Source organism: Christiangramia sp. (assembly GCF_029937855.1).
Lineage (GTDB): Bacteria > Bacteroidota > Bacteroidia > Flavobacteriales > Flavobacteriaceae > Christiangramia.
Window position 1 is genome coordinate 18,779 of record NZ_JAPYPC010000013.1, and the last position, 15,381, is coordinate 34,159.

General features: G+C 39.2%; 6 protein-coding genes. 5 read left to right on the forward strand and 1 reads right to left on the reverse strand.

Translation table 11 applies throughout. The features are described 5' to 3' along the window. Window positions 1-5 precede the first annotated feature (5 nt). Both Q1K34_RS08800 and apaG read left to right on the forward strand, forming a co-directional pair. Window positions 6-1,124: a DUF3667 domain-containing protein gene (locus tag Q1K34_RS08800; RefSeq protein WP_300437364.1), complete on the forward strand. Its 1,119-nt coding sequence runs from the start codon at window positions 6-8 to the stop codon at window positions 1,122-1,124. A gap of 1 nt (window position 1,125) precedes the next feature. Beyond that, the gene (gene apaG, locus Q1K34_RS08805; protein WP_300437367.1) at window positions 1,126-1,512 is read left to right on the forward strand and encodes a Co2+/Mg2+ efflux protein ApaG; all 387 of its coding nucleotides are present in this window, start codon (window positions 1,126-1,128) and stop codon (window positions 1,510-1,512) included. Here apaG and Q1K34_RS08810 read toward each other — a convergent pair. After that, complete coding sequence (locus Q1K34_RS08810; RefSeq protein ID WP_300437369.1) at window positions 1,497-2,216, reverse strand: NRDE family protein; 720 nt, start codon at window positions 2,214-2,216, stop codon at window positions 1,497-1,499. The genes apaG and Q1K34_RS08810 overlap by 16 nt on opposite strands. A 139-nt stretch (window positions 2,217-2,355) precedes the next feature. On the opposite strand from Q1K34_RS08810, the gene pruA reads away from it, so the two are divergent. From pruA to Q1K34_RS08825, 3 genes are all read left to right on the forward strand, one after another. Next, a complete protein-coding gene (pruA, locus tag Q1K34_RS08815) occupies window positions 2,356-3,999 on the forward strand; it encodes an L-glutamate gamma-semialdehyde dehydrogenase (protein ID WP_300437372.1) in 1,644 nt (547 codons plus the stop codon). Window positions 4,000-4,291: 292 nt separating this feature from the next. After that, window positions 4,292-14,605: a T9SS type A sorting domain-containing protein gene (locus tag Q1K34_RS08820; protein WP_300437375.1), complete on the forward strand. Its 10,314-nt coding sequence runs from the start codon at window positions 4,292-4,294 to the stop codon at window positions 14,603-14,605. 153 nt (window positions 14,606-14,758) lie between these two features. After that, window positions 14,759-15,381, forward strand: a 623-nt coding sequence (locus Q1K34_RS08825) for a SprB repeat-containing protein (RefSeq protein WP_300437378.1), incomplete at its 3' end; no start/stop codon positions are given.

Consider the following 15,381-nt stretch of genomic DNA (forward strand, 5'->3'; position numbering starts at 1 on the left):
TTCCAATGCTGGAAAAATACAGAAAGAAAAACAGGCTCTACAAATATAGGGGAGAAACCTGTTTAAACTGCCACCTCCCTCTAGAAAAAAGTGACCATTTTTGCCCCAACTGCGGACAACAGAACAGCACTAAAAAATTAAGTTTTGGAGACTTTTTTACTGAGTTCTTTTCAGGACTTTTTTCTTATGATTCAAGGTTCCAAAGAACCATTAGGATATTACTGTTTAGTCCTGGGGAAATTTCTAAAAACTATATAAACGGTAAAAGGATGTGTTATGCAAATCCTTTCCGATTCTATTTGAGTGCCTCTATCATTTTCTTTCTTATTGCCGGGATTTCTGATAGGTTTGATGGGGTTAATTTTGAGGAACAGGACGAGAACTTTCAAAATCAAATCGCAGAAGTTCAGCAAGACTCAACGCTTCGCTCTGAACTGAATAAAATACCAGCGTTAAAAGAAAATAATATTCAACTGGATTCATTAACCCAACAGCTACCTGAGAAAAAGGCAGACTTATTAGATTCCTACCAGGATGTTTATGTAACTCAAAAACAGCTGGACGCTATGAATGATTTGGATCGAAATTTCAAGTTGTTCACCATCTTTTTTCGCTATTATAAAGCTACGGGCGAAAGCTCCCCGGAAGCGGCCCTTTCAGAGCTAAAATATAATAATACGAACTGGAATTACTGGCTTTATGGTAAAGCCATAAAATTCCATCTCATATACACCAACCCTAAGATATTTGCAGATTATTTTATAAGTAAACTTCCTTTTATCATCTTCTTCTATTTACCGGTTTTTGCCTTATTTATATGGCTTCTTTATTTAAGGCGCCCTTTTAACTATATGGAACATCTGGTTTTTGCATTTCATGTTCAAACCACACTTTTCTTACTTTATATTCTTGGCTATTCAATCGATTACCTTTTAAATACCAACTGGGGATTTACTTTGGCAAATACCGTATTTCTAATTTATTTATATAAATCTTTACGGAATTTTTACGGACAGGGTCGTGTTAAAACGATTTTAAAGTTCATCTTATTAAACATAATATTTTTTACTTTAGCTATGATTGCTGCGATTATAGCATTAATTGTTTCCTTATCAGTTTTTTAAAATGATACAACAGGTTACCAGAGGCATAAAAATTTCCGTAGAAACGCGTTTCGAAGGAATGTTCTATAAAGATCATAGGATACAAAATGCTTTTGCCTATAAAATAAGCATCGAAAATCAAAGCAATGATGCTGTCCAGTTAGAATCAAGGTTCTGGAAAATTAAAGATAGCCTAAATAATATTCAAACTGTGTCTGGAGAGGGCGTGGTAGGCAAACAGCCTTTTTTACAACCCGGGGAAAAACACACCTATCAAAGTGGCTGTCTTTTAACCGGTTCCTTTGGAGCTATGAATGGCTACTACACCATGCTAAACTTCAGCACCACCAAAAAGTTCAAAGTTAAAGTTCCCTCTTTTAAACTTAGTGCCTCTTACGCATTGAACTGAAAATAATTTTCAAATATTTCTCTCGTAGATAGATTTTTGTAATAAAACTTTAACCCTTCCGCAGACTTATAAACCTGTGTAATGCTTTGTGTTTTTAAAAAACCCCGGTCTATAATAAGGTCGAACTGCTTATCCCCTTCTCCCGCATTATGATGAAAATCGAGTAAAGTTTCTGTAGAAAAGCCTTTGGACTCCTTTAAATCTTTGAACCATTTAATTCGCTTGGTTTTCATTTCTTCGGAATATAAAGGAGATGAAGACCAGATATATTCCTTCATATCGAGGGCTGTAAGTCTTCTCTTAATTCCATCCCATAATAATTCATAGAAAGCAAGCCCATTATGCCAGTCTACAACAATCATGGTAAAAGGTTCAATATTATTAAGGTCGTAATCATTAAATAACTTTTGCAGCTTTCTTCCAGCTAAAAAATCTTTTACCACCATCCCTCTGCTTTTTCGGTATTCAGGTTTTCTAACATGAGGTTTTTCAGCACCATTCATTAGGCATATACAGCGTAATTTTTCGCTTATCCCAATCCATGTTCCCCCAGCTTTTTCATCTTTCGGAAAAAAGAGACTTGTTCCTTTATAAACTTCTTTCTGCGGAGGGAGTGTATTTCTGCTTACCGCTTCATCTCTACTAGAAGTCAAAATAAAACCGTTCATCGAGCCGGGATGAGGGACCAAAGTAATTGTGCACATGTATAAGGATCAAAATTTTAAGGAAAATTACAAAAAAAGTTAAGCTTTCGTGAAGGGGTATGAGTTGTTCTTTAAAACCGCTTTATTTTTTTACCTTTAGCCGAATTAAAAATAATCGAAAAAAGCAAAATAAATATTTATGGGAAAAGGATTTTTTCATGTTCCTGTTGCTGTTAACGAACCTGTTAAGAGCTACGAACCAGGAAGCCCCGAAAGAGAAGAAGTATTATTGACTTACAAGGATTTGTGGAATGCAAATACCGAAGTTCCTCTTTATATAGGATCTGAAGAGGTGAAAACAGGTGACACAAAAACTATTAATCCTCCACATGATCACAATCATGTAGTAGGCACTTATCATTTAGCGAAAAAAAGCCATGTTGAAAAGGCTATCGCAGAGGCTCTCGAAGCCAGAAAAAAATGGTCTAAACTGGAATGGGAACAACGAGCTGCTATTTTCTTAAAAGCTGCCGAACTTATTGCAGGACCTTACAGACAGAAAATGAATGCCGCTACCATGATTGGGCAGTCAAAAAATATATACCAGGCTGAAATCGATTCGGCGTGCGAGATCTGTGATTTTCTTCGTTTTAACGTAGAGTATATGGCTCAACTTTACAACGAGCAGCCAGAATCTTCAGATGGAAACTGGAATCGTGTTGAATATAGGCCTCTTGAAGGTTTTGTATATGCCATCACCCCTTTTAATTTTACAGCTATTGCGGGAAATCTTCCATCGAGTGCAGCACTCATGGGTAACGTTGCGGTATGGAAACCTAGCGATAGTCAGATGCTATCTGCGCAGGTACTTATGGAAGTGTTTAAGGAAGCTGGTGTACCAGACGGAGTTATAAATATGGTAAATGGTGATCCCGAAATGGTAACCGACACCGTACTTGCAAGTCCGGATTTCGCAGGAATCCATTTCACCGGAAGTACAGATGTATTCAAAGGTATCTGGGCGAAAATTGGTAAGAACATACATAAATACAAAACCTACCCTCGAATAGTTGGAGAAACAGGAGGAAAGGATTTCATCCTGGCGCATCCAACGGCAAATCCCAAACAAGTTGCCACAGCAATTTCCAGAGGAGCTTTTGAATACCAGGGACAAAAATGCAGTGCCGCTTCACGTGTGTACCTCCCAAAGAGCCTTTGGCCTGAGATCAAAGATTTTGTAATAGAGGATGTAGAGTCTTTTAAAATGGGATCTCCGGAAGATATGACCAATTTCATCAATGCGGTTATTCATGAAGGCTCGTTTAATAAACTAGCAAGCTATATAGATAAAGCCAGAAAAGACAAGAATACAGAAATTGTAGTGGGAGGAAATTATGATAAATCGAAAGGTTATTTTATTGAGCCTACCGTTATCCTTACCACAGACCCCCATTATACCACTATGGAAACAGAGCTATTTGGACCTGTGGTGACTATTTATGTATATGATGATAAAAACTTCAATGAAAATAAATGGGCTGAAATCTGTGAAACAGTAGATAACACAAGTATTTACGCCCTAACGGGAGCTATTTTATCTGGAGATCGTTATGCAGCCGCTCAGGCCACAGATTTGCTCCAAAATGCTGCGGGTAATTTCTATATCAATGATAAACCTACAGGAGCTGTAGTAGGCCAGCAGCCATTTGGCGGTGCCAGATCCAGCGGAACCAATGACAAAGCAGGATCTAAAATGAATCTAATGAGATGGATTTCAGTAAGATTGATCAAGGAAACTTTTGTCCCGGCAACAGATTATAGATATCCTTTTATGGGAGAATAATTCTTTTGTTTTAATAAAAAACTGTAAAACCGCTGTAAAAACAGCGGTTTTTTTATTTACGTATGTAGGACACTGGTAAACAGACTAATGTATTTTCCTACTTAGTTTATCGACTATTAACGCTTTTCAGCGAAATTTTAATAATAATCAATATATTTAAATTACATTTATCTACTTAATTCACTTGACCCCAACCTATTGTGAGTTAAGTTTTATGTTACCGCCCCACTTTTTATTGCCCCACCTATAAGTACCCTACATTATTGTTTTTTGTTATTAAACCTTGGTAACTATGGGGGAAAAATTACATTCTCTATTTGTTTATATAATCATATCGCTATTTAGCCTTACACCTCTTAAGGTTAATGCCCAATGTGCCGATTATCCAAGCAGTATAAGTATTAGCGCCAGTATTCAGGGCTCTTCAACTGTATGTTCTGACGCCTCTATTACTGTTAATTCTAATATTACGCAATCTGGAGGAACAAATCCTGTTTACCAATGGCAACAACAAGTAGGAACCGGTACCTGGACAGACATTACAGGCGCAACGGCTACCACTCTTTCAAATTATACTTCCCTTCAAAATAACAGCAAATTTAGATTAACTGCAACCTATTGCCAGGGTACAGGTGAAGTACAAACCTACAATGGAACTTCAAGTGGTACTTTAACGGTAAACCAGGTAAAAACCGGGACTGTAAGTATAAATGCAAGTAATACCACTATCTGTCCGGGATCAACGGTTAATTTTACCGCATCCGCAACCAATCAAGGATCAAGCCCAACATATAGCTGGAGAGTTAATGGCGCTCAGCAGGGAACCTCAGCCACTTTTTCATCAAGTTCATTAAATAACGGTGATACAGTTCAGTTGTTTATGACATCCTCCCAGCCATGTGTAGAAGATTTTGAAAGTAATATTGTTACCATAAATTTAAAACCAGCAGCACCAGATACCCCGGGAGTAATTACAGGAGAAACGGAGATTTGTCCCAATACCACCAATCACACTTATTCTATTACTTCTGTAAACAGGGCGACATCCTACCAGTGGATACTTCCTTCTGGATGGACAGGCAGCTCTACTACAAATTCGATTACAATTACGTCGGGAAATGCCGGGGATGGAAAGATTCTTAAAGTTAAAGCACTAAATGAATGTGGAGAAAGTACCGAACAATCGATAACTGTAAATGTAGGGCCGGGAAAACCTTCCACCCCTTCAACAATTTCTGATCCTGGAGTGATCTGTCCTGGCTCCAGCGTAACTTTTAGTGTAAATAACGATCCTTCTGTTGAATATACCTGGCAAATCCCAAATGGCTGGAATATTATTTCAGGACAGGGCTCAAATTCTATTACTGTTACTGCAGGAAATTACAATCAAAATGGGGATATAGCAGTTATTGCATCTAATGAATGTTTGGATAGCGACATAAGAAATCTAGCTGTTACAGTTAATGAACCGGTACCGGCTAATCCGATAAATATTTCGGGAGAAACTATTGTTTGTCCAAATTCCAGTGTAAGCTACACTATTTCAAATGTCCAATACGCCGATGAATATATATGGTATATAGATGGGGTAGAACAAACAGGGCAAAATGGAACAAGCCTTAGTTTCAATTCTGGGCCCCCAACAGAAAAATTGACGATTAAAGTAATTGCTGTTAATGAATGTGTGGATTCTTCAGAATACTCTTCTATTACGGGTGCAACAAGAGATATAAAGGTAGATGATGGAAGGCCCGACCCTATCACCATTTCAAGTAATAATGGGAATGAACTGTGTCCTGGTGATCCTGTTATTTTTTCTGTCCCTGATGATATAAAGGCCGATGATTACCTTTGGACCGTTCCAACCGGATGGTCAATAAATGGAAGTTCAAATTCTAACTCTATTAGTGTAACGGCAGGAAGCACAGGTCAAAATGGTAATATTACCGCTACTGCAAAGAGCGAATTATGTGGTGAGGAAAATGCCAGTTTCGCAGTTTCAGTAAAAAATCCTGCACCTGTAGTAGACTTACAGGTAATTACAGGTGAAACTACTGTTTGTCACAACGCAATAGGATTAAATTATTCATTTCCCTCCATTACCAACGCTACTAATTATGAATGGAATGTTCCTACGGGATGGAACATCACCAATGGAAATGGTACCAATTCGATTACCGTCAACGCCGGAACTACTGATGGAAATATAAGTGTTGTAGCAAAAAATGATTGTGGAAATGCTTCTGCAATTACTCTAGCTGTTACTTCCACCGATTCACAGCCCTTAAATTTAGGCAGTATTACATCTTCAGCTTTAGATGCTAATAAAAATGTTTGCCCACCAGCTACAACTATTGATTTTTCTGTCCCAGCTGTTAGCGATGCCAACAGTTATAACTGGATTTTTCCAGATGCCGGCTGGACAATTGTTTCAGGCGCAGGTACTAATTCCATTACTGTAGATGTATCTTCTGCTGCGCAATCTGGCACTAAGACAGTTAAGGTAGAAGCTGTAAATATTTGCGGAACAAGTACCCAATCCTCATATGCAAACATTGAAGTGCAGACTCATATCGAAACATCAGCCGGTGCTGACGTAACTGTTTGCAAAGATACAAGCTATCCTGCTATTCCTCTTACAGGTAGGGCAGAATTTGGTAATTCCACTTTTGACCCCACTTTTCAAACCTCAGGAACCGGAACATTTCCAAATCAACCAAAAAAAGTCAAAGGAGCCTTTACCTATTTCTACAAACCAACACAAACCGACTATAATGCAGGCCAGGTAACCATTACAGTAAATGTTCCAAAACCAAATAGTGCCAAAGATCTTTGTGGTAATGGAACGGGTATTGATTCCATGGTGCTTACCTTTAAACCAGATCCAACTGCTTCGGTTTCAGCTCCGACAGAAATTTGTGCTGGACAAACTGCTGATGTTGTATTCACAGGAACAGCGAATACAACAGTTACTTATAAAATTGGGAATGGAAGTAATCAAACTATACAAATTGGAGATTCCGGATCTAGCACTCTTATTACTTCAGCATTAACAACTAATACTACCGTGACTTTAGTAAGTTCTCAATATACTTCTGGAAATAGTTGTTCAAAAGTTATAACAGGATCTGCTTCTATTGCTGTAAATACTGTACCAGGAGTAACTATGCTTTACGATGATGTGTGTACCTCTGCAACAACAGTAAGCCCCACACTAACCAACGGTGTAGGCGCGTGGCAGAATGGAACTTATACCGCATCTGGAGAATTAAATTCAATGATTGATGCCACCACCGGGACTTTTAATCCCTCAGCCTTAACTCCCGGAACCTATACTGTTACTTATACTACGCCCGCGGCAGGAGGTTGTGAGGAAGTTAAGATTACGGCGGATGTAAATATTTATGAAAAAGTATTAATCACCTCCCAACCGGAAGCAGTTCAAAATTGCGAAGGTACCACTGTACAATTTTCGGTAAGTGCGACTGGCCAAGGTATCTCTTACCAATGGTTTAAAGGCTCTGTAGCTTCTGGCAATGAAATTTCCGGAGGAACTAGTAACACACTTAGTCTTACTAATATTGATGTTACAGATGCTGGAGCATATCTGGTTGTTGTTAGCGGAACTGATCCCTGTTCCTCAATTACCTCAACTAGTGCAAATCTTATAGTTGACCAAAATATTATTATTGACACTCAACCGGAAGATATTACAGTTTGCGAAGCAGGAAACACCACTATTTCTGTAGCCGCCACTGTCGGTGGAATTGCTATAGATGACACCTATTCCTATCAATGGTATAAAGGTACTCCCGGCAGTGGGGCGGTTATATCTGGTGCTAATTCCAGCAGCTTACCCCTTAATGTAGTGAGTCCCGACGATTCGGGAGATTATTATGTTGAAATCACCGGGCCTGCTGATTATACCTGTTCATTGGCAACCTCCGAGGTAGCTAACGTAAAAGTAAGAGCAACTCCCACAGTTCAAATAGGAGGCGACACCTCTATATGCGATGGTGGAAACGCTGATATCATTTTCTCAGGTGGAACTCCCAATACAGTGGTTACCTATATACTCAACAATGACAGTGCAAATCCTCGAAATATTAATCTCGATGCTAATGGTGAAGCCATTTTAAACACCGGAAGTCTATATTCCACTTCAGATACAGATACAGATTTTATATATGAACTTCAAAGCGTGGCATATGCCGATGACCCTAATTGTTCTGCATCTGTAAGTGGCTCAGTAACAGTGGCGGTAGCTCCTAATCCGGAAGTAAGCATTTCTATTTCTGGCGACCAAACCGAATTCTGTACAGCCGACAATAATGTATATACACCTACTTTAGAGGGTACCGGAACATATAACGGAGGAAATTTTAGTTCGAATGGTTTAATTATTGATTCTTCCACAGGAGAATTCACACCGGGAAATGAAGTTGCTGGTAATTACACTATTACATATACTATTCCGGCCTATGGCGGATGTCCTGAAGAAACAACCAGTCTTGAAATTTCTATTTATGAAGAAGTAGCAATAACATCACAACCTTCCAATCTTGGGATCTGCTCAACTTCAGATGCCGAATTTTCAATAACCGCTACAGGTGACAATCTTACTTATCAATGGTATAAAGTTGTTGGTGAACCAGATATTAATACAGGAGTAACGGAAACGGATGACACCCCTGTTCCGGACGGCAATTCAGCCATTTTATCACTTCCTGTGGCTACCTCAGAAGATGCCGGGGCCTATTATATAAAAATCGCAGGCACAAACGCCTGCACCCCGACCGAGGATACTCAGATAGCCTCAGAAGTTGTCACTTTAAATGTAGATGAAGATATTGTGATCCTGGAGCCAGCCGAAGATATAAGGGTTTGTGATAAAACTAATGCCAGTGTGGAATTTATGTTTGTAGCACATGCTAATGGCGCCCCTCTTACCTTTGAGTGGATCTATGGAGACGGATCCTCTGTAAATCCGGATGGTTCCCATATAGTGTCGAATCTTACAGAAAGAACTGATTATCCAGGCTATGAAGGTATCACGGTATATGAAGGAACCTTGACAATAAATAATATAACGTCTGCCGATCAGGCTTCCTATGCGGTTAGAATCGATGGAAGTACGAATAACTTTATCTGCCCGGAGGCTGTATCTAATTCATTCAATCTCGATGTAGATCCCCTGCCTGATCCTCCCAGTGTTGAGGATGTTGCCTACTGCCTGGGTGACGAAACAACTCCACTTACGGCTACGGGGTCTAATTTAACCTGGTATGACGATATGGACAATGAACTGGCAGAAGCTCCAACTCCTTCTACAGTTTCGCCGGGAGAAACTTCTTATTTTGTATCTCAGAAAGATATTTATTGTGAGAGTCCGAAGGCTGAAATCGTAGTTACTGTGTACGACCTTCCAGCTCCTCCTCCACTTACGGCAGAAGAACTGAATATAGAATATTGCCTTGGAACAACTGCATCTGCTTTAAGTGCAACTGCCTCCCTCGACCATACTATCGTATGGTATGATTCCGAAACTGCTGTCACAGCTTTAGATTCTGCTCCCACCCCTCAAACCACTTCTGCAGGGACTATAGATTACTGGGTTAGCCAGACTAACAATATTAACACTTGTGAAAGTGAAAGGGTGCGAATTATCGTAACAATTAATGACTTACCTAATATAAGCATAGTTAATTCCGGGAACGAAACTATTTGCGAAGGAGATGAAATCACTCTGACAGCATCAGATGCCAACGATACAGATTCATCAACAACTTACAGCTGGGACTGGACCGGGAATACGGATTCTGCTTTAACCGGGCCTGCACAAAACTTCAGCCCCATAGAAACTACTACTTATACCGTAACCGCTACCAGTGGCAGCGGATGTAAAAATACTGAAGAAATTACCATAAATATAGATCCACAACCCGTGGGAGGAACCTTAACGGGACCTTCGAGTGTTTGTATTACAAGCCCCTCTGGCGAATTAGATCTCGGTGATTATTCTGGAATTATTGCTAGATGGGAATATAAACCTGCATCTTCTACTTCGTGGACCACAATTACGGAAGAGACACCCGATGCAAATTATCAGTTTAGCGGATTAACCGAGACTACATCATATCGGGTTGTAGTATCGAGTGGAGTTTGTGAAGAGGTTTACTCAAACGAAATTAATATTGCGATAGATCCTGAACCAGCCGCCGGCCAACTTCTTTTCAATGGAAACGACCGCGTATTCATGATGTGTGAATTCCCAACTGATGATTACCTCGTGCCATTACAAACTACCGGCACTTTTATTGGTGATATTGTTGCCTGGCAATATAGAAGAAACTCTCAAACCAGCTGGACCACAATCATGGATGGTTCTGAACCTTTCACCGGCAATTCCTTATCGGGAAATCAGGTTAATACTGTCAGTAACAACGAATCCACTCTCTTTAGAGTAGAAGTACAAAGCGGAGCCTGTACTCCAAATGTATATTCAGACTTTGCTACCCTTAGCATTATCCCTTCTGATATTGCACCAAGCCCGGTTCAGGTAACTCCGGGAGAAGTTTGCTTAGGTGGGATTGTTTCCATGAGTTCGGCAACGGGATATGGCGGTTCAGGTACTTTCGAAGGAGGAGCTTTCGATAATTCTTCTATCGCTAATCATGGCTGGAGAGTGATGCGCTATCCAGGGAATACAGAATATACATTCGAATCTGCCGCAGATAATGTCCGCCCAGAAAGATGGATGAGAACTAACCCACATGACTATCAGATGGCTCACCCTAGTGGTAACGGATCGATTATTTATCAAAGATTTGATTCCTGCTCATGTGATTCAGGAAATAAAGGTTTCGCCATTGTTTCTGGTGATAACCCTTCAACTCTGGAAACTCCGATCTTCAATTTATTCACCATGGACAATCCGGTCTTGACTTTTGATCAGGCTTATAATCTTACCTATGGTGACACTATTCGTGTCGAGATATCACTGGACGGAGGGAATACTTATAATGAAGAACCATTAATGGAAATTGGAGGTCCAGCAAATCCAGGAGACGCACCCAATGTTAGTGGAAACTATGCCAATTTTGGTGATGATGGGTTGGGAGAACCAAATAATATGGAACTTGACCTTAGCAACTATGCCGGTCTTTCAAATTTAAGAATTAGGTGGCTTTATGATGGATCCTCAGGTGGAATATATACTATTGATGATATTGGACTTCCCGAAGATCCTCAAAATGTACAACTAATCTGGTATTATGATGAAGATATTAATGATGATACTAATACACTTGAACAAATAGGCGAGGTTAATCAGAGTACTGTAACTTATCCTCAAAATGGAGCCGAATGGCCAAAAATAGGGTGGAATGATTTTGAAGTGCAAACTGCGCTGGTTTTTGATACAAATGGTGACCCTTGTGAAAGCGCTGAAAATTCAGCCGTTGCCAGTGTCTATGTATTCGACAATTATACCTCAACCGCTACTGCGCTGGTAGGTGAATGTGGTAATACAGATGTACAACTATCAGCTACGATTAGCGGGGCATTTCAAGGTGAAATCACAGAATTTCCTTCTGGAGAAGGCTCCACCGTTGCCTGGGAAGTTATTGAATCCCCTGCGGGTTATGAGTTTTCAGATTCCCATTTTGTTAATTCAGAAGCCGTTGTTGACCCTATAAATGATCCTAATGCTATTTTCCAGCCACCATTGGAAGGTAACTACACTATAAGATATACCATTACGCCTGCTGAGTCCCAAACAACAAGAGATATTTTGGGAGAAATGGTTACCCAGGATATATCGGCTAACCCCTGCCCAATGACCCATGTTGATACTTCCTTTGAATTTATCGATTGCACAACCTTAGATTTCGACGGCGATGACGATTATATTGATTTAGGAAATAATTATAATGGTAATTATTTTATTGAAGCCTGGATAAGACCATTTGATAGAGCACTTGATGATGGTTCCGGCAATACAGATGCCTCTACAGGTGTTATTTTCAGCAGCTCAGGAATGGAAATAAGAATGGAAGACCTTCCAGCAGGAGTTGCAAAAAACGGAAGATGGTACCATATAGCTGTAGCCAATAATGGTGACCTTTGGGTTGATGGAGTATCAGCTGGTAAAATAGACATAAGCGGATCTGGTATTAATAACACAAGTATTGGAGCCAGGTATAATGCCAATACAAAAACCACATCAAATCATTTCTCTGGTTGGATCGAAGAATTAAGAATATGGAATAAGGCACCAACCGAAAAACAGATCAGGTTTATGATGAACCAACGATTGCAACTGGATGGTACGGGAACCGTAGTTTCTCCATTACAAGGAGAAGTGGTCCCTAATCTGGTTATTGCAGACGGTGGGTTAAGTAGTTACTATACTGATGGAACTTACAATCTGGATCAGGATGGTACTCCTTTCTATAATCTTACTATTAGTGATCTTGCCGGATATTACAGATTATATTCAGATATTCCGGATCCCGCTAACTTATTACCAGGTTATTTTGACCCGGCACTTGAACCTTCTGGGGGAAACACACCTGATCACGCTGTAAATAAAGTTCCGGGTAGATTATACAATATAACGACAGATCAGGAAAACACCTCGCCTACTCCATATTTCGATGATCTAACTCAAGACGGACAGAATTGGGCAACTGATAATACCTGGGCTCGGCCTAATGTATGGGACCCCCCAAACAGTAATGGTATAGATGGAACACCTATTGAATGGAATATTGCAAGAATTAATACCAACATAAATTCCAATGGTAAAAATATTACTCTGCTTGGTTTACTGTCAGAAACAGCAGATAAAGAGCTTAGCATCAATGCAAGTAATTTTATCAGAATTTCTCATTATCTACTTTTAGATGGAAATATGGATTTGGAGGGAGAATCTCAGTTATTACAGGATCATGGAAGTATCCTGGCAAATAGCAGCAAGGGTTGGGCAGAAATTGAACAGAAAGGAAGAATGAGCAGCTTTAATTATAATTATTGGACCAGCCCGGTTAGTAATCAGGGTGCTAATAATAATTCAGGCTTTATGCTGAATCAGGTTTTATTTGATGCTTCTAATCAAAATAATCCACAACCGGTAAATTTCCAGAATGGTTATTTTGTAGCAGATAAACCTAAAACTACACCGATAACTATCAGCAATGATTGGATTTGGGATTTCAGAGGTGGGGATGCCGATATTTATGGCGACTGGTTACATTTAGGTTCAGATTTTCTTGAAATCGTAGGAGCTGGATACTCTATGAAAGGAACAGATGGGACAGTGGCGCCAAATGCACAAAAACAGAATTATGCTTTTAGAGGAAAACCCAATAATGGCATTATCCCTACAACAGAACTTTATCTTAATAACAATCAAAATTATTTGGTGGGAAATCCCTATCCTTCTGCCATAGATGCTGAACAATTTTTAAAAGAAAACCTCACTAATATTTCGAATGGCAGCGGAATTAATGAAAATAGTGAGAATGTCTTTAACGGAACTCTATATTATTGGGATCATTTTTCAGGTAGCACCCACATCCTTGAGGAATATATTGGAGGCTATGCTACCTATACGCTTTCTGGTTCTGCCCCAGCTATTTCTAACGATTGGAGGATAAATACTGGAGGTGGATCGAATAACGTTTTACCACAAAGATATATCCCAGTCGCTCAGGGCTTCTTTCTCAATAGTGCTTCTGTAGCAGGAGAAAATTTTTCCGGTAAAATTATTTTCAAAAATACACAAAGAGTATTTAAAAGAATCTCGACAGATCCCTCCATCTTTTTACAACAGGAAGAAGACCTTGTAAAATCAAAATCTCATATAAAATCTAGTGAGGATACCCGAATGAAAATCAGAGTTAAATTTGAGTCCCCTAAAGGGTACCATCGTCAGATTCTTGTTACTAGAGATCAAAATACTTCCAATGGATTTGATATTGGATATGATGCACCATTAATTGAAAATAATGTGGAAGATATGTATTGGTGGTTTGATGACAGTGCTTTCGTAATTCAGGGAGTTCCTAGTTTTGAAAAAGAACAAATATTGCCATTAGTAATAAAAACGAGTGAAGGTGGACAATTCAAAATTAAAATAGATGAGACAGAGAATTGGCCGATTGGCAAAGAACTTTATTTAAAAGATAAGCTTAACGATACTATCCATAATATTCTTAAAGAAGATTTTATTGCAGAAACCGAAGCAGGCGAAATCAAAGACAGATTCGAAATTATTTTCTTTAAAGAAACCGCTCAAGATCCTGATCCTGTAATTCCAGATCCGAATGACGTAATTAATCCTGACCAATTACCAATTATTGATGGTCTGGTAGGAATTAGTTATAGTACTTTTAGTAAACAGGTTAAAATCAGCAACTTTGATCTACTTGAAGTAGACAAGGTGATGATCTTCGATATGGGAGGAAAACTTATTCAACAATATGATGAACTTCCTACTCAAAGGGAAATATTACTGGGAATGAGACCCGTACGATCGGGAGTTTACATTATCAAAGTATTTAGTGAAAATGGAATTTCTGATAAAAAGGTGGTTATTAAATAAATATTCAACCTTAAAATTCAAGATGGTTTTCAATAACTCCGCACCCCTATTCTATTGATATAAAGTAGCTTATTATATAATATTTTTAGATTTTTAAAACCATTTATCGATTTTATACGTACTTTTACCGATGACAATCTAGATTGGTAGCCTATGTATAAAACTACTTTTGGACCCCGAATCCATTATGTAATCACCCTATCGCTAATATTTTTTACCCTTTCCTTATGGACGGGTGGGAATTTATTTGCGCAGATCTCTATTACTACAGACTCCACTACTAATGTAAGCTGTCATAATGAAGCTGACGGCGCCATTAATATTTCAGTAACGGGTGGAGATAATAATTATACTTATTCCTGGTCTGGACCCAATGGTTATTCCTCAACCATACAAGATATTTCAGGACTTATAAGCGGTTCCTATACCGTCAATGTTTCAGATGCGAGTGGAAATTCGGGAACTGAATCTTTTCAAATAGATCAACCCACAGCTCTCACCGCAACCACACCAACTACCACGCCTGTTAGCTGTAATGGAGGAAGTGATGGCACCATTACCGCCGGCACACCCTCTGGTGGGAATGGAGGTTATTCTTACAGTATCGATGGAATAACGTTCCAGACTACCACTAACTTCAATAACCTAACTGCTGGGAACTATACTATTACTATCAGGGATAGTAAAGATTGTCAGATCACTCAGAACATTACGGTAAACGAACCCACAGCTCTCACCGCAACCACACCAACTACCACGCCTGTTAGCTGTAATGG